The organism is Williamsia sp. Y853, from assembly GCF_056786495.1.
The window spans coordinates 712,703-729,957 of record NZ_JBXCJC010000002.1; the positions used below are offsets into that span (position 1 = coordinate 712,703).

General features: G+C 63.9%; 15 protein-coding genes. 7 read left to right on the plus strand and 8 right to left on the minus strand.

Going from position 1 to position 17,255, the window contains the following annotated elements:
- Window positions 1-126 precede the first annotated feature (126 nt).
- The gene (locus tag AC1TPF_RS15245; protein ID WP_482144574.1) at window positions 127-1,518 is read left to right on the plus strand and encodes a sulfatase family protein; all 1,392 of its coding nucleotides are present in this window, start codon (window positions 127-129) and stop codon (window positions 1,516-1,518) included.
- Between the two features lie 26 nt (window positions 1,519-1,544).
- Here the strand turns inward: AC1TPF_RS15245 and AC1TPF_RS15250 are convergent, their stop codons facing one another.
- Window positions 1,545-3,041 carry an MFS transporter gene (locus AC1TPF_RS15250; protein WP_482144575.1) on the minus strand — a complete coding sequence of 499 codons (1,497 nt, stop codon included), beginning with the start codon at window positions 3,039-3,041 and terminating at the stop codon, window positions 1,545-1,547.
- 99 nt (window positions 3,042-3,140) lie between these two features.
- On the opposite strand from AC1TPF_RS15250, the gene AC1TPF_RS15255 reads away from it, so the two are divergent.
- Complete coding sequence (locus tag AC1TPF_RS15255; RefSeq protein WP_482144576.1) at window positions 3,141-3,818, plus strand: TetR/AcrR family transcriptional regulator; 678 nt, start codon at window positions 3,141-3,143, stop codon at window positions 3,816-3,818.
- Window positions 3,819-4,053: 235 nt separating this feature from the next.
- Complete coding sequence (locus AC1TPF_RS15260) at window positions 4,054-4,785, plus strand: hypothetical protein (protein ID WP_482137601.1); 732 nt, start codon at window positions 4,054-4,056, stop codon at window positions 4,783-4,785.
- On the opposite strand, the gene AC1TPF_RS15265 is transcribed toward AC1TPF_RS15260, so the two are convergent.
- Window positions 4,767-5,741 (minus strand): formylglycine-generating enzyme family protein, encoded by a 975-nt coding sequence (locus AC1TPF_RS15265; RefSeq protein ID WP_482137599.1) that lies wholly within the window; start codon window positions 5,739-5,741, stop codon window positions 4,767-4,769. The genes AC1TPF_RS15260 and AC1TPF_RS15265 overlap by 19 nt on opposite strands.
- 133 nt (window positions 5,742-5,874) lie before the next feature.
- On the opposite strand from AC1TPF_RS15265, the gene pgi reads away from it, so the two are divergent.
- The 3 genes from pgi (at window position 5,875) to AC1TPF_RS15280 (ending at window position 10,027) form a co-directional block, all read left to right on the plus strand.
- Window positions 5,875-7,590 carry a glucose-6-phosphate isomerase gene (gene pgi / locus AC1TPF_RS15270; protein WP_482144722.1) on the plus strand — a complete coding sequence of 572 codons (1,716 nt, stop codon included), beginning with the start codon at window positions 5,875-5,877 and terminating at the stop codon, window positions 7,588-7,590.
- Window positions 7,587-8,981 (plus strand): hypothetical protein, encoded by a 1,395-nt coding sequence (locus tag AC1TPF_RS15275; RefSeq protein ID WP_482144577.1) that lies wholly within the window; start codon window positions 7,587-7,589, stop codon window positions 8,979-8,981. Before pgi ends, AC1TPF_RS15275 begins: the two co-directional genes overlap by 4 nt.
- 62 nt (window positions 8,982-9,043) lie before the next feature.
- Window positions 9,044-10,027 carry a mechanosensitive ion channel family protein gene (locus tag AC1TPF_RS15280; protein ID WP_482144578.1) on the plus strand — a complete coding sequence of 328 codons (984 nt, stop codon included), beginning with the start codon at window positions 9,044-9,046 and terminating at the stop codon, window positions 10,025-10,027.
- A 3-nt stretch (window positions 10,028-10,030) separates the two neighbouring features.
- Here the strand turns inward: AC1TPF_RS15280 and AC1TPF_RS15285 are convergent, their stop codons facing one another.
- From AC1TPF_RS15285 to AC1TPF_RS15305, 5 genes are read right to left on the minus strand one after another with little or no spacing between them, the layout of a single operon-like run.
- On the minus strand, window positions 10,031-10,564 hold the full coding sequence (locus AC1TPF_RS15285; protein WP_482137595.1) for a hypothetical protein: 534 nt from the start codon (window positions 10,562-10,564) through the stop codon (window positions 10,031-10,033).
- A gap of 52 nt (window positions 10,565-10,616) precedes the next feature.
- On the minus strand, window positions 10,617-11,621 hold the full coding sequence (locus AC1TPF_RS15290) for a pyridoxal phosphate-dependent aminotransferase (RefSeq protein WP_482144579.1): 1,005 nt from the start codon (window positions 11,619-11,621) through the stop codon (window positions 10,617-10,619).
- Entirely contained in the window at window positions 11,618-12,634 is a 1,017-nt protein-coding gene (locus tag AC1TPF_RS15295; RefSeq protein WP_482137591.1) for a 3-oxoacyl-ACP synthase III family protein, read from the minus strand. Before AC1TPF_RS15295 ends, AC1TPF_RS15290 begins: the two co-directional genes overlap by 4 nt.
- Window positions 12,631-13,296: an SRPBCC family protein gene (locus AC1TPF_RS15300; protein ID WP_482144580.1), complete on the minus strand. Its 666-nt coding sequence runs from the start codon at window positions 13,294-13,296 to the stop codon at window positions 12,631-12,633. Before AC1TPF_RS15300 ends, AC1TPF_RS15295 begins: the two co-directional genes overlap by 4 nt.
- On the minus strand, window positions 13,293-14,972 hold the full coding sequence (locus tag AC1TPF_RS15305; RefSeq protein ID WP_482144581.1) for a thiamine pyrophosphate-binding protein: 1,680 nt from the start codon (window positions 14,970-14,972) through the stop codon (window positions 13,293-13,295). Before AC1TPF_RS15305 ends, AC1TPF_RS15300 begins: the two co-directional genes overlap by 4 nt.
- 142 nt (window positions 14,973-15,114) lie before the next feature.
- Between AC1TPF_RS15305 and AC1TPF_RS15310 the strand changes: the two genes are divergently transcribed.
- Window positions 15,115-16,575 (plus strand): sensor histidine kinase, encoded by a 1,461-nt coding sequence (locus AC1TPF_RS15310; RefSeq protein WP_482144582.1) that lies wholly within the window; start codon window positions 15,115-15,117, stop codon window positions 16,573-16,575.
- On the opposite strand, the gene AC1TPF_RS15315 is transcribed toward AC1TPF_RS15310, so the two are convergent.
- A complete protein-coding gene (locus AC1TPF_RS15315) occupies window positions 16,528-17,199 on the minus strand; it encodes a response regulator transcription factor (RefSeq protein ID WP_482137585.1) in 672 nt (223 codons plus the stop codon). The genes AC1TPF_RS15310 and AC1TPF_RS15315 overlap by 48 nt on opposite strands.
- Window positions 17,200-17,255 lie beyond the last annotated feature (56 nt).

Genomic DNA, 17,255 nt, shown 5'->3' on the forward strand with positions numbered 1-17,255 from the left:
GCACATTCGGCCCACGCCGAGCGTAAGTGTGGTCTCGGACGGTGCGTTGCCTGCAGGATTGGTCGACTCGAGGGACATGGATCTGCTCGCCGTGAGGAGATCCGAAGCCCGATACAGGAGTGGTGAATGGCCGAGAATGTTCTGCTGATCCATTGGCATGATCTGGGTCGGCACCTGGCCTGTTACGGGGCGGACGGCGTCGACAGTCCGACGATGGACACGCTGGCCGCAGACGGGATCCGTTTCAGCAACGCCCACGCCACCGCACCGCTGTGCTCGCCTGCCCGCGGTTCACTGTTCACCGGGCGGTATCCCCATTCGAACGGTTTGACCGGTCTGGCACACCACGGTTTCGAATACCACGACGATGTCCGGACACTCCCCCAGATCCTGGGCGAGAACGGCTGGTACAGCGCGCTTTTCGGGATGCAACACGAGTCGAGCGATCCGGGGCGTCTGGGCTTCGACGAATTCGACATCTCCGATTCGGAGTGCGACCACGTCGTGGAACAGTCACAGGAGTGGTTACGCACCTTCGGCGCCGCCGCGCAGCGCAGGCAGCAGCCGTTCTTGTTGACGGCCGGGTTCTTCGAGACCCATCGACCCTATCCGGCCGAAGACTATGTGCACGCCGACCCGAAAAGTGTTGTTGTCCCGGCATTTCTGCCCGACGCCCGTCCCGTCCGTGAGGATCTCGCCGGGCTGCTCGGTTCGATCACCAAGGCCGACGCCGCGGTCGGGCGGCTCCTGTCCACGCTCGCCGAACTCGACCTCGACCGCACCACCTGGGTCGTGTTCATCACCGACCACGGACTGGCCTTTCCGCGCGCCAAATCGACGCTGTATTCCGAGGGCACCGGGGTCGCGCTGATCGTGCGGCCACCCACCGACCGCAACATCACACCGTTTGTCTATGACGACCTCTTCAGCGGTGTCGACCTCACCCCGACCGTGCTGGATCTGCTGGGTGTCGAAATCCCTGAAGCGGTGGAAGGCTTTTCACACGCCGAGACGATCACCGGCACCGCCTGCGCCACGGTGCGCGACGAGGTCTTCACGGAGAAGAGCTACCACGACAACTTCGATCCGATCCGGGCGATCCGCACCGATCGGTACAGCTACATCGAGAACTACGCCGATCGTCCGGCTCTGAGTCTGCCGCTGGACATCCGCGACAGCCCGTCGGCCAGGGCTTTGGACGGTTCCCAGGATCTGCCGCGGGCGCCGCATGAGTTGTACGACCTGCTGACCGATCCACTCGAGTTGAACAATCTGGTCGACGACCCCCGTCTCGCGGACGTGGTGACCGACCTTCAGGCGCGACTGCACCGGTGGCGCGCCGACACCGGCGACGTGTTGCCCTCGGAAGCCGACGGCAACAAGATCGCCCTCGATTTCATGGCCCGCTACCGTCGCCAGCTCGACAAGATCGACGGGGAAAACGCGGAGCGGTCACTTCCGTCTCGGCGCCCCCGGGCCAGCCAGCGCGAACTCCGTGGCGAGCCGACCCACCGCTGACCGGCGCGGGCGCGCCAGAGGCCCCCTCAGTCCGAGACCACCAGCTCGCCCCTTGGCAGTAGCAGGCCCACGGCGATGGCCGCGATGAGCACCGCAACCGAGCCTGCGATCAGCGCGATCTGCAGACCGCTGACGAATGCAGTATCCGCCTGCGCGGCGACCTGACCACCGGCATGGGCCGCTCCGGCGAAGGACTCCTTTGCCTTGTCCACCACGCCGGACGGCAGTCCGGGCAGCTCGAGATGATTGCGGTAGCCCTGCGTCAGCAGGCTGCCGAGTACGGCGATACCGAGTGCTCCACCGACTTCGCGGGACAGATCGTTCATCGCCGACGCCACACCCTGCTGCGCCGCGGGAAGCGCGCCGGTGATCGCACTCGTCGCGGGAGTCATGGCGGTCCCCATCCCGATCCCCAGCGGGATGAGTCCGACGAGCATCAACCAATACGAGGTGCCGACGCCCAGCTGCGACAAGACGAACAGTCCGGCGGAGACCAGGACCAGTCCGGCAACACACACCCGGCGGGTCCCGAACCTCTCGACGAGCTTCGGGGACACCCGGGCCGAAGGCATCATCACCGCCGCCATCGGGAGCATCGAAATCGCGGACATCAACGCCGACCCACCCCGCACGATCTGCAGATACTGCAGCACCACGAAGATGAACCCGAAGAACACGAAGAACTGCATGAAGATCGACAGGCTGCCTGCGCTCAGTCCGCGATGGAGGAAGACCCGGGGATCGAGCATCGGCGCTTTCTGACGCAGTTCGAATCCGATGAACAGGGCCAGGATCACCAGACCACCGACGATGCCGGTCAATGTGCGCGCCGAAAGCCAGCCTGCCTCGGGAGCTTCGATGATCGAGTACACCAGCACCACGAGGCCGGCGATCGACAACAACGCACCACCGATGTCGAGGCGAGGGGCATCAGCGTCGGCCGACTCGGGCACAACGCGCCATGCCGCTATGAGCGCGACGGCTGCCAGTGCCACGTTGAGTCCGAAAACTGAACGCCACGACCAGAATTCGAGCAGCACACCTGAACACAACAGGCCCAGGATGGCGCTGCCTCCGGCCACGCCTGCCCAGATTCCGACGGCCTGCGTTCGCTTGTCGGCGGGGAAGGTTCCGGTGATGGTCGACAGTGTCGCCGGCATGACCAGTGCCGCGCCCAATCCCAGGATTCCGCGGAGCACGATCAGCTCCGATGCCGAGGTGGCGGTCATCGCGACCACCGATCCGATCCCGAAGATCGCCAGTCCGGCGATGAGGGTTTTGCGTCTGCCGTAGCGGTCCCCTATTGCCCCGGCCAGCAGGAGGAACGAGGCGAAGATCAGCGAGTAGGCGTCGATGATCCAGGACAGCTGTGTCTGACCGGCGTGCGTCGCTCGGGCGATGTCCGGGAGGGCGACGTTGAGCGAAGACATGGCGGCAACGACCGCCGCCAGGGCGATACACACCACGATCATGATGGCGCGCGTGTTGATCGGTTTCTGCGTGGTGCGGGGTGTGGTTGTCATGGCTTCGGATCTTTCGGAGGATGTCCGGTCAGAACGTTTTTTTGAGTCACGTTCAAATGATTTGGAATGCTACTCCAAAGAATGACATATACTGTCTACGTGGGCAAGAGCGAAACAGAATCAAAAAGCCGGAGGACCAGCAGGCAGCGAGAGGCCGGCGCCGCCACCCGAGCCGAGACCCGCCGACGCGTGCTGACCGCGGCTATCGAGGTATTCACCGAAAGTGGTTATGCCGCTGCGACTGTGGCGAAAATTGCCGAACGCGCTGACGTATCGGTTCAGAGTCTCTACTCGTCATGGGGCAGCAAACGCGGTCTGTTGCGCGGAATGATGGAGTCACAGGTGATCGGCCACCATCCCGGCTCGGTCAACCCCGACGACATGCCGCTGGCCATCCTGGGGACCTTCGATCCGATCGCGGCTGCGCCCCGCGAACTGATCGCGCACATGACCCACCAGTTCCGGTTGCTCGCCGAACGTGCCGCCGTCGGCTTCAAGACCTATGCGCAGGCAGCTGCGGTCGATCCCGAGGCCGCCGACGACTGGCAATCGCTGATGGAGATCCGTCGCATGAGCATCCGCAACCTCCTCGCCAATCTCGACCCGGCTGCGCTGCGGCCCGGGCTGACACCCGCGGCCGCCGCCGACACGGCGTGGGTCATCGCGAGCCCTCAGACACATCAGCAACTGGTCGACACGGCCGGATTCACCTACGACGAGTTCGAGAACTGGATCCGGGTGACCCTCACCCGGGCCATGTTGCCCGACGAGTCCTGACCGGACTGCCAAGAAAGCGACTTTCGTCGACGAGGGCCAGTACGACCACGACTACGACGGTTGTGTCGACGAATACGCCTCCGACACCGACTACGACGGCTTCTACGAGCGGTGTCCGGCGATCTGGCGTCGTGCCGGATTTTCGTCAGGCTGCTCATCGTCTCCTCACAGACGCCTGCCAGGTTGGGAGACGACAGTGGAGTTCAGACGAACTCCGAGACGGGCGAGGTGCACCATGCCGGACAACGCCACCATCAGCGGGCTCGGGACCGACATCGTCGTGTCGGTGGCCGACCCAGGGCTGCTCGACCTCGCCGTCGAACACACCGCCGCGGTCGCCGCCCGCCTCGATGCCACCGTCAACCGCGACTGTGGATCAGCCGAAATCGAAGCGGTGGATCTGGCGAACGGCCAACCCGTACTGGTCTCGTCTCTGCTCGATCAGTTGATCATCGAGGCGCTCTATTTCGCCGATCTCACCGAAGACGCATCCGGTGTTGTCCGCTGCCCGGACACCGATCCGCCGATTCCTGCGTGGCATCGGGTTCAGCTCGGCCGTGGAACGGTGATCGTTCCGGCAGGCGGTCGACTCGAATTGATGACAACGGCTCGCGCATTCCTCGCCGATCGGGCCGGCCGGCTGCTCACCGACACCTTCGGCGGCCCGGTGACGATCCAGGTCGGCCCGGTGATCGCCTCCGCGGGCGCCGCGCTCGCGCAGGTGAGAGCCGCGGACCTGCTCGCAGCCATCGATCCGCGTCAGGTGACCACGGCATTCGACTGTGTCAGCGTGGCTGCGGACAGCGCTGCACTGGCGTTCACCGCGGCGGTCATGGCTCACCGTCATCCCGACGATGCGACCGGATGGCTCCACGATCACGTCCGGGCAGCCAAACTCGAGAGCCTTCGACACACGGTCACGACGGTGGGCGCGTGGCCGGTCGCCGATCACGCGCTGGTGGCCTGACCGCCTCGATCCGCGGTCAGGGGTCCATCTGCGGACGTGCCCACCGTTCGAAAACCGGCGTTGCCCATCGACGAGACCGGCGTGTTGTGTGAGCGGGCCGAGTTCCGGTAGCGGTTGCAGTAGGAGTCGTGGCACAGGTAGGAACCGCCCCGCAGCACTCGCGACCGGCCCCGCTGTGGCCCTGGCGGATCGTGGCGGTCCGCGCTGCGGTAGTACCGGGGGTCAAAGAGGTCCGCGCACCACTCCCAGACGTTGCCCGCCATCTGCCACAGCCCGAACCCGTTGGGCACGTAGCTGCGTACCGGCGCCGTCCCGAGGTATCCGTCTTCCACGGTGTTGTGGGCGGGAAAATCCCCTTGCCAGATATTGCACAACCAACTGCCGTCTGCCGCCATCAAGTCATCACCCCAGGGATATCGGGCTCCGGCCAGGCCACCACGGGCCGCGTACTCCCACTGCGCCTCGGTGGGCAGCCGACGGCCCGACCACTGGCAATATGCCTGCGCATCAAGCCAACTGATGTGGACCGCGGGATGGTCGTCCACACCGTCCACATTCGATGGCCGCCCGAACGGTTGTCGCCAGCTCGCACCCGCCACGGCGAGCCACCATGGCGCGCCTGGATATTGCTCGATCACGTCGCTTCCTTCGGCGATCAGCAGGTGGAACACCGCGGAGAAACCCTGCTGTTCGGCGACTGTCAGATAGCCGGTCTCGGCCGCGAATTCCGCAAAGTCCGCAGTGGTGACCGGATGTGCGTCCATGGCGAACGCACTGACCGACACCTCGTGTAACGGCAGCTCGCCGTCGGCGGCAAACCCATCACCGGTGTGGTCGCCCATCACGAAACTGCCTGCTGCGATCGCCACCTGCGGAACACGATGAATACCCGTGGTCGCGATCGTCGGTGTCGCATTGTCGTCACCCGATTCGGAGGCAGGTGTGCAGCACGTCATGGAACTCGATGCTAGGCCGCTTGATCAAGTCGGCGTGCTCGCTGCCACCCGAGATGGACAGTCTGACTAGGCTGATGGTCGAGGTACGGCAGTGAAGAAGCACATTCGCACCACCGATGAAGGGGCTGTCACGATGACCAGCGTTCCGACTGAGCCAAGCCGAAAGTTCGATTTGACCGGGTCACAGCCCTGGCAAGAACTGTCTGCGCATCAGCCACATGTGTACGCGATGCATCTGCGGGAGATCTTCGCCGTCGACCCCACGCGCGGAACCGATCTCACCGTCGACGTCGGAGATCTCCACATCGACTACTCCAAGCATCGGGTGCTGCGCGAAACCCTGGACCTGTTGCTGGATCTGGCCCGCCAGACCGGGGTCACCGAGAAGCGCGACGCGATGTTCTGGGGCGAACACATCAACACCTCGGAGGACCGCCCGGTCTTGCACACCGCACTGCGACTCCCCCGCGACGCGACCCTGAAGGTCGACGGTCAAGACGTGGTGGCCGACGTCCACGCGGTCTTGGACGCGATGGGCGTTTTCACCGACAAGCTGCGGTCCGGTGAATGGAAGGGCCACACCGGAAAGTCGATCAAAACCGTGGTGAACATCGGTATCGGCGGCTCCGACCTCGGTCCGGTGATGGTCTACAAAGCACTGCGCCACTACGTCGACACCGACATCCGCTGCAAGTTCGTCTCCAACGTCGACCCCGCCGACCTGGTGGCCGCACTCGATGGGCTCGACGCCGAGACAACGCTGTTCATCATCGCGTCCAAGACGTTCAGCACCCTCGAGACGCTCACCAACGCCTCCGCGGCGCGGGCCTGGCTCCTCGAGAAGTTGGGTGCCGGACCCGACGCCGTCGCCAAACACTTTGTCGCGGTGAGTACCAACGCCGAGAAGGTCTCCGAGTTCGGGATCGACACCTCCAACATGTTCGGCTTCTGGGACTGGGTGGGCGGCCGCTACTCGGTGGATTCGGCCATCGGCCTGTCGGTGATGGCGGCGATCGGCAAAGAATCCTTCGCCGAGTTCCTCCACGGATTCAACATCGTCGATCACCACTTCCTCACCGCGCCACTGCATCAGAATGCTCCGGTGCTCCTGGGCCTGATCGGGTTGTGGTACTCCAACTTCTGGGACACCGCGTCGCGCGCTGTCCTGCCATACTCGAACGACCTGGCGCGGTTCCCCGCCTATCTGCAGCAGTTGACGATGGAGTCGAACGGCAAGTCGGTCGACATCGAGGGCCACCACGTCTCCACCGAAACCGGTGAGATCTTCTGGGGCGAGCCAGGAACCAACGGGCAGCACGCCTTCTATCAAATGCTGCACCAGGGCACCCGGATGATCCCGGCCGACTTCATCGGTTTTGCCGAGCCCACAGATGATCTACCCGCGAGCTACGAAGCGGAAGGCGGAGCCGGCTCATCGACCCTCGGTACCGGCAGTATGCATGACTTGTTGATGAGCAACTTCTTTGCGCAGACCAAGGTGCTGGCGTTCGGCAAGACCGCGGACGAGGTGGCGGTGGAGGGCGTCGACCCACATGTGGTCGCGCACAAGGTGATGCCGGGCAACCGTCCGTCGACGTCGATCCTGGCACCCAAGCTCACCCCGTCGGTTGTCGGGCAATTGATCGCACTGTACGAACACCAGGTCTTTGTCGAGGGCGCGATCTGGGGCATCAACAGCTTCGACCAATGGGGCGTCGAACTGGGTAAAACCCAGGCCTCCGAGTTACTGAAGGTGATAACCGAAGCCGATTCGCCACAGGCTCAGGATGATTCGTCCACCGACTCGCTGCTGCGCTGGTATCGGACTCATCGCGGCCGACAGGCATGAAGCGCAGGGGAAGGCCCGTCGGTACCGCCCGTACACAACGGGCGGGCGCCAGGAGCGAGCGACTCGGTGTACAGAGCGAGCGACTCGGCGTCTCAGATGACATCTTCTGGCGAACCCATCAGGGCATGGGCCTTCCCCTCTACATGCAAGGGCTCTGGCGATTCGACACAGTTGTGACCGCCGCCGATCTCGAACCGTCCCATCGCGCCTTGGCGATGGGACCGCTTACCCGCAGGGTGGTCCGCCCTCGGATCTGGCCTGCCCGCAACGTCTTTGTGTCCGATGCACACGTGGCACCGATCTACGACGAGCCACGGTCACTGGCTCCGGGAACCATCACCGCCTGGGCTGACGAACGCAGCAACACCCACCTCGACATCGGCGCGGGTCCGGTGTGGGAGTTGTCGGTGGCCCGGCTCGATGCGGGCGGCAGCGTGGTCTCGCTGGTCTGCTCGCATGTTGTTGCCGACGCCCGGGCACTGTTGACGGCCGCCGGGATGGCTGCAGATGAAAAGGCCACGGCAGGAGAGCTTCCCGAGTTGGCCCACTCCCCCTCACCCACGCTCGCCGATGACCTCCGGGACGCGGCGTCGCAGCTTCGAATTGTTGTCGGCGGGGTCGCGCGGAGTCTATGGAAAGGTTGCCGCGATCGCGCGCATCGCGCCGAACTGTTCGCTGCGGCCAAACGCTCTCCGGCTGGACCTCCCAAAGCCTCCGGATCGCCGCAGTGGCGGGAACCGACCGCCATCTTCTCGGTGGACGCCGAGGCCTGGACTGCTGCTGCCGCAGCGCATGGCGGAACATCGAACACTCTGTTCACGTCTTTGATCGGTGAACTCGTACTGCAGATCCGGGGTTCCGGGCCCATCGAACTCTCACTTCCGGTTGCCCAGGGCGGCACCGAGGCAAACTCTTTGACCACCGCCGCGATCGGAATCACCTCGATCGACGAATGTCAGGATCTGCCGTTGCTGCGTCGGCGCGCACGAACCGGCTATGCCGCGGCGGGCGATGGCTCCGGGCTGGGACCGCCTGCAGGCATGCCTGCCGAACTCTTGCAGGTCATCGGACACCGCGCCGCGCACGCCCTCGTCCCCGACCCGGGTTCGCGAGATGGCCTGGCTTCCAACCTCGGTGAACTCGACGGCATCTTGTCGATGCTCGCCGGTCATCGTGGTCGGGTGATCGCTGCCCGCTCCGTGCATCCGAGGCTCTCTTCCCAGGCCACACAGATGACGCGAACCTCCGTTGCCGGTTGGGCTGCGTCGTCCGGCGGGGTGATGACCATCGCGTTGGCAACCCCGGACCCCGCAGTTGCAACCAGTGAAGATCTACATGAACTGATCAACAAAGCTCTCGGACACTGGGAACTGTCCGCCACCCATTGGTAGCCGACCACGGCTTTTGCGTCGCAGCGGTGGACAGATGACACAAAGTACGTACGGTCGAGAGAATGACTGCCCAACCCCTGAGCACTCTGGCGAGCTCGACCACTGCGTTCGAATGGACTGAGACGAACCGTCTTTGGCTCATCGAGAACCCGATCCGGATAGCGATCTATATCGCTGTCGGACTGGTGGCCCGGTACGTGGTGCACCGGGTGATCAATCGGGCCACGCGCCGCCCACCGGCGGATTCGGGCAATGCTCGCGCACAGCCGGCACTGTTGCGACACCTACGGGAACGGACACCCAGGTCGCTGCGCGACCCCACGGTGGCCCAGCGCCGTCAGCAGCGCGCCGAGACCATCGGGTCGGTCCTGAAGTCGACGGCCTCGATCCTGATCCTGGTCTGGGTGGTGCTGACCTGCCTGAGCGTTCTGCAGGTCAACATCGCGCCGTTCCTGGCCTCTGCCGGTCTGGTCGGCCTCGCCATCGGTTTCGGCGCCCAGAACTTGGTGAAAGACTTCGCCTCTGGCGTGTTCATGCTGCTCGAAGACCAATACGGCGTCGGTGACATCGTCGACCTCGGCGAGGCGATCGGTGAGGTCGAATCGGTCGGTCTGCGGGTCACGACGATTCGTGACGTCGACGGAACGCTTTGGTACGTCCGCAACGGCGAGATCATCCGCGTGGGCAACATGAGTCAGGACTACGCCGTCGCACGGATCGAGATCCCGGTGGCGCACAACGTCGATCTGGAACGCGCGCAAGAAGTCGCCCTCGAAGCCGCGCGGCAGGTGGTGGCCGACGCCGCTGTCGCCGACGATGTCCTCGGTCCTCCCGAAATGCTGGGCGTTCAAGATATCTCGGCCGACATGGTCACCCTGCGCATCCTGCTCAAGACCCGGCCGAATGCCCAGTGGGCGCTGCAGCGACGAATCCGCAAGGAGATCCTGGCAGCCTACGAGGCCAACAACATTCGGCTGCCCTACCCCAGTGGCAGGGACTTCGGTCCCTCCGCGATGGCGAGCGGCGGGCAGCAGTCCGGTGAATAGCCCTCAGTTCCAGCGGGCCTCGTCGTACAGCTCGTCCGGGATCGGATCGCCGGGTTCGACGCCGAGCACTTCGAGACGGCCCATGATCACGGCGGCCAGCGCCACATGGGTCACGATGTCGCGAGGTTCACTGACGCGCACATCCGGCGCACCCCCGATGAACTCGAGTTCGAGCGTGGGCGCGCAGGTTCCCATCGGAAGCTCCTTGTGCCCGGTCTCGGCGAGCCAGGCCTCGAATCCCGCGCCGTCAACGGCTTCGACGATGTCACCGTTGTCGACGGCCGCCATCACCTCCGACAACGTCGCCAGTTCTCCGCTCTCGCCGGTCGACGGATCAAAGCCGAACACCTGCTGCGGATCAACGCCGGGTTCGTCGTCGAGGGTGAAGTACAGAACGCCGCGCCAATCACCGGCGTAGCAGGTGATGTCCTCACGCCCGAAGATGTCGGACAGCAGATCACTCATCCGGACCTGCATGTCATATCCGTACAGCTGGAACGCACCGCGTCCGTGGACCTCACCATCATCTTTTGCCATGCGTGCCAGCCTACTTCTTCTGCGACAGCGTTCAGATCACAAACGCCCGCCATCACGCACTGACCGACTGCTCCTCGATCAGCGCCGCGACCACCGAATCCGTCGCGGCCCGGTCACCGACGGTGATCCGCACGCCTCGCAGTGCACCGGGAGCCGCACACACCTTCGTCGCGACACCACCGCACTGCAGGTCGGCGGCCAGTTCCTGCGGTCGGTCCGATGGCACGAACACATGGTTCGCCTGGCTCGGCAGACTCGTGATCCCGATATCGTTCAGGTTCGCCTGCAATCGGATTCGTTCCTCGCGGACGGACCGGACCCGTTGCCGGAGCGCATCGGTGGCGGCCAACGCCGCGGGCACGGCAAGTGCGGCCGCGGACCCGACGGCGAACGGCACTTCGAAACGGCGCACTTTCGTGATGAGCTGCGCACTGCCGACCGCATAGCCGACCCGCAGTGCAGCCAGTCCGTGTGCTTTGGAAAAGGTGCGCAGCACGATGACATTCGGATGGTGGAGTAGCAGTAGGTGCAGATCCGGCCTGTAGTCGGCGAACTCGAAGTAGGCCTGATCGAGAATCACCACAACATGTTTCGGCACCCGACGCAGGAAGGCGTGCAGGGCGGGTTCGTCGATGACCGATCCGGTGGGGTTGTGGGGTGAGCACAGCACCACCACCTGGGTGTGTGGGCCGATCGCTGCCGCCATGGCCCGCAGGTCTGTGCCGCCATCGGCACGCAGTGGTACCGCGTCGACATGCACCCCGGCCAGGTCAGCCAGGATCGGATAACCGTCAAAGGTTGGTGTCGCGGACACCATCCGCCCTCCTGGTGGGCAAAATGCCTGCAACACTTGGTAAGCCAGGCCGGTGGCGCCGGCTCCGATGCTGACCCAGTCGCCGGGAACCCCGAGATGGTCCGCGACCTGCGAGCGCAGGGTGTCCGGGATGAACTCGGGATATCGGTTGGCGCTGCTGACGAACTCGTGCAGGGCTGCCGCCACGCTTGGCAGGGGTGGATACGGACTTTCGTTGAGGTTCAGCGGGATCAGCGCGGTCATCGCCCACCCCATCGGATCGCTGTGGCGCCCGCGTAGTCGCCTGCGTGGGCAAATGCTGCCATCAGCACGATGTCGCCGGGCTGGATCCGGCCGTCTGCGATCGCGGTGTCCAGGGTCAGCGGCACGCCGACACCGAACAGGTTGCCGCACTCCTCGAACGTGTCCGGATGACGTTCCGCAGGCAGTTCCAGGGCATCACGCCAGTTGCGCAGGAAGATCCGGTTGGGCTGATTGGTGATGAACCAGTCGATGTCCTTGGTCGCGACACCGATCTTGTCGGCAACATCGTAGGCGACCTCCGGAACCAGCCGATTGCCGCGTGCCAGTACTTTGGCGATCTTGGTCTCGGTGAATCCGATATGAACCTGACCCGGGCCCGCCTCCCAATACTTGCGTTGCGGATAGGCCACCGACGTCATGTCGCCTGCGTACTCGCCGTACGAGCGACAGGTGGTGGCCAAGATCGGAGAGGCATCGCTCATCTCCAGGAGCGCCACACTCGAACCGTCACCGGGTATCGACGCCTGCGGTTTGCCGCGTACCTGATCCTGCACGAATACCTGGCCTGCGCTGTTCTGGGCATTTGCTATCAACGCTTTTCGGGCACCCGAGGCGATCATCAGTTGTTGTGCCATCTTCATCATGTGCATGAATGATGCGCATCCGCCGTTGTGGACGTCGATCACCCATTCCGGTTTGATGCCGAGTCGGTGCGAGACCTCACCGCCACACCCCACCACCGGCAGTTCCGGTAGCTGACTGTGCGTGATGAGGATGTCGACGTCATCTAGGACCTCGGAGCCGTGCCGGTCCAGCAGGCCGGCCATCGCGCGTTCGATCATCTCGGCCGAGGTCTCATCCGGAGCCGCGTGATGCCGGTACGCCGGTGCCCGGAACATGAGATTGTCGGCCAGATCATCCGATTCGGCATACTGCGCGAAATAAGCTGCCGGGACGCGGTTCTCGGGCAGGTAGCTGGCAACGTCGACCAGGGAGATCGTCGGAGAATTCATCGGCTCATCCATTCTGGCTTGATCGGCAGTCCGTGATGGCTGCGGTATTCGGCAATTGCTTTGAGGTTGTCCATCTCGAGCTGGTGTCCGGCGGAGAACATGTCCCAGAAGTCGCCCACCCAGACCGGACGCTCCGGTGGGGCCGTCTCCGGATAAGGGTTGTTCTCGTAGAACGGGTGTCTGCAGTTGTTCCACAACACCACCGACCCCGGTTTGTTCAGCACCACCTGCGCGTCGACCACCCGCATCAGATAGATCATCCACAGGTGTTCTCCCTGGTCCCAGGCACAGTGATAGTCGACGGTCATGGCGTCGGCGTGGGAGACCGTGCGGGTGAAGCACTTGGTGTTGTCACCGAGGCGGTCCTTCGAGACCCACAGTCCCGGTTCGTCGGTGGGAGTGAATCCACGCAGACTGTAAGTCCACTCCTCCAGCGATCTGGTATCGGAGAGCCAGTCGAACAGCTCGCGTGGGGGTGCATCGACATAGGCCTGAACCGGGCAGAACTCACCGAACACCTGATCATGCGGGTACACCGACCTGAGCATGTCCAGGATGATCGGGGTGGCCTTCTTCCGGTCGTGGGTCTCGATTCGGTGCAGGCCCGGAAGGTTATCGGCACTGTGTCCGAGGTCTTCGAGCGCGGGCAGGGTGACGGTCATCGGTGCTCCTCGAGTGTTGTACGGGCGGCAAGAAATGGGGCAAAAGGTGGGAGTTCGTCCGGATCGGTCTGCACCACAAGACAATGCGGACCGTCTCCGTCGAATGCGACGTCGGCGGCGGCAACCAGATCGGTGCGCGACCGGGCGCCACTGACGTTCAGTGAGGGGAACATCATCGAGAGTCCGGCCTCGAAATCGGCAGGCCGAAACCGGTTGACGCTCGGGGTACCCGGGAAGAACAGCTGTTCGCGGGTCACACACATGCCGTGTGCATTGTTGTTGAACAGGACAACGGTCAGCGGCAACTGATGTTCGATGGCGGTGTGGATCTCCATGCCGTGCATGAGAAATGCTCCGTCCCCGGCCAAAACCACCGAACGACGACCGGTGACCATCGCGGCACCGATCGCCGCGCCGAAGGCGTATCCCATACCGCCCATACCCAGCGCGACCACAAACCGTCCGCCGCGACCGACCGGCAGGTGATGGATCGCCGCCGCACCGACGTTACCCGCGTCAGCAAAGATGTTGGCGCCGGCCGGAATCCGGTCTCCGATGGTCTGGATCACCTGTATGGACGTCAGCATTGGCCCGGCTCCGGGGAACACGCGCGCCGGGGTCGGCAAGGCCTCGATGCCCGGCACGATTTTTCTCACTCTGCCATGCGCGGTATCGATGTTCTTGGAGATGACCTGTACCGCCCACCGCAGATCTGTGATCCGGACGTGGGTGTCCACGTCGATGGTCGGCGATTCGGCGCCGAGGTGGATGACGATGGTGTCGCCGGTGTCCAGGCCGGCGCGGTCGGTCAGGCTCAACCGGCTTCCCAACACGAGCAGGACAGCAGATTTTGCGACCGCAGACGCCGCCGACGGGTGTCCCATCACGCCGGTCAGACCGACCGTCGGCACACCTGACCCCAGGACGTCGCGGGCACCGGGCGTGGCGGCAAGGACTCCCTCCGTCGCTGTGACCAGGTCGGCCAGATCGTCTCCGATCTGTTGCCGAGATGCTTCCTCACCAGCCAGGACAGTCACGGCGCCGCGCGCATCGGACAGTGTCGCGGCAACCTCTTCCAGCTCCGCGATCGGGGCAACAGTGCGGTCGCGAACACATCGAAGCCTCGGACGATCGACGACCAGTGCGCTCTGAACATCCTTCGGGATGATCAGTGCGACCGGAAGATTGGCCGCGAGTGTTTCTTCGGCCGAGTTCAGAGCGGCATGGATCTGCTGCGGCGCATCGATTTTCAGGCACAATCCGGTCACGCCGGAGAAGATCGCCCTGGCGTCGATGGTGTCCGGCGGACTGAGCATGTCCTGGAATCCGCCGTGGCCTTCCAACACCGTGGGGGCCGAGCCGATCAGCGCCAGCACCGGCACCCGACTGTCGTATGATTCCGCCAGCGCGGCAACCACATTCATTGCCCCGCCGCCGGAGGTGGTCATCACCACCGCGGGTTTCCCGGTGATCCGCGCAGCACCGTCGGCCATCGTTCCCGCCGAGAATTCGTGTTTTGCCACAACGGGTTTCATGTCCGAATCGGCCAGTGCCGCCGCATAGAGGTCTTCGATGTTGGCACCGTGTACGCCGAATATCTGATCAACACCGAGGGCACCTAGCCTTCGGATGATCACGTCGGCAACCGTTGCCTTCGTGGGCTTGAGATCTGTCATGAATGCAACCCTGCGCCCGTCGGCCTGAAAGGCTCCTGAAAGCGCCCTCTGGTATCTACCGAACGACGGACATACTCTTGGAACAACCCGCAGCAACAGTTCGGAGGCCGAGCCGATGGCCAGGACATGCAGTGTCCGCGCGATGTTCCGCCGCAATCAGGGCGTGCGAGTGCGCTCCACGATTGTGGCGACTTGCATCGTTGCGATCGCGATGTTCGTCGGCGCAGTGATCATGTTGTACATGTTGCAGCGGTACCAGGATCGCGAGATGTACGAGTCCACCGGAACCCGGTCGTATGACATCGCACATCAGATCAGCGAGGGCGGCCTGCCCTCTGTGGATCCCGACCTCCTCTCCGCCACAACAGGTATCGACATCATTCAGGTTGTCGACCAGAACGGTGCCGTGGTGGCGAGCAGCCCAGGTGCCACCCAGGAACCGATCTCGACGGTGACCCCGGGAGGGTGGAACACCCAGCGGATCGACAACGTCGATATACCCGGCCGTTCCGGCACCTACTGCGGGCAGGTCACCGGCGCCCGGTTTGACGGGATCAACTACAGCGTCATCACGGTCGTCTCCACACAGGCATATGCGTCGGCATTACTGAGTACCGCGGCCATCCTGGCCGTCGAGTTCCCGATCGTGATCCTGATCGCGGGAGCGGCCATCTATTTCTTCGTCGGGCGCGCCCTGGCCCCGGTCGCCCGCATCACGAAGCAGGTATCGGCGATCACCAGTTCCGATCTGAGTCGCCGCGTCCCGGTCCCCTCCACCGACGACGAGGTGACCACACTGGCGGTCACCATGAACACCATGCTCGATCGGCTCGAAAAGAGCCGGGCCAGCCAGCTCGAGTTCGTCGGGGACGCCTCGCACGAATTGCGGTCGCCGCTGACCACCCTGGTCGGCATCCTCGATCTGGCCGACGACACCGATTCATCGATCGATGTCGAGACCGTGCGAACCATCCTGTTGCCCGAAGCCCAGCGGATGAACAGCATGGTCGCCGACCTGCTGCTGCTCGCCCGCGCCGACGAACGCGGCATCCCGCTCACCGTCGACGAAGTGGACCTCGACGACATCGTCGGCTCCGAGGTTCAGCGGCTCCGGTCGCTTGGTCTGGCGAAGGTGATCGCCGACGTCAAGCCGATCCGGGTCATCGGAGACTCGGACAAACTGCAGCGGGCGATCCGCAATCTCACCGACAACGCAGCCCATTACGCGACGTCGACGATCACCATCAGGATGAGGAAGAACACCGACCTCTCCACCGCGACCATCGAGGTCATCGACGACGGACCCGGCGTCCCGGAAGCGGGCCGGAACAAGATCTTCGACCGGTTCTACCGGCACGACGTCGACCGTGGCCGACATCGTTCGGGTTCGGGTCTGGGACTACCGATCGCGATGGAGATCGCCCGTGCACACGGCGGAACCATCACCGTCAGCGATGCCCCGGGAGGCGGCGCATGCTTCACGATGACCATAAGAACCGAAACAACCGTGCCGCAGACGGACGAACCCGCCCACCGCGACAGCCGACCCGACGCACTAGTCGTCGGCCAGACAGTAACCGGCACCCCGGATCGTCTGAATTGAGTTGGCACCGAATGGGATATCTATCCGTTTTCGGAGATATCGGATATACACCTCGACGATATTCACATCGCCGTCATAGTTCTCATCCCAGATCGCTTGCATGATCTCGGTTTTGGTGACCACCCGGCCCTTGTTACGAATCAAGAACTCGAGCACCGAGTACTCTCGGGGCGTCAATTTGATCGGGGTGTCAGCACGATGCACACCGTGATCGGACGGGTTGAGGGTCAACGAGCCCGCAGACAGCACTGCGGGTCTTTCCCGGACGCCACGTCGCAGCAGTGCCCGCAATCGAGCCTTGAGGACGACCACGGAGAACGGTTTGACCAGATAGTCGTCGGCCCCGTAGTCGAGCGCCTCGGCCTGGTCGTACTCGCCGTCCTTCGCCGAGAGCATGAGCACGGGGGTCCACACATGTCTGCCGCGCAACTCTTTGATGACCTGGTAGCCGTTCAGCTTCGGAAGCATGATGTCGAGCACGATCACATCGAAATCATTCTCGGTGCCCTGCCACAATCCCTCGGCACCATCACGTGCGATGACCACACTCCAACCATCGCTGACCAGCATCCGCCGGACGGTCTCGGCCGCGCGAACGTCATCCTCGACCACGAGAACACGCACTTTCGGGCCTCCTCCGGACTGACCGACGCCGGTTCCAGCGTACTTGGGCCGGGCCC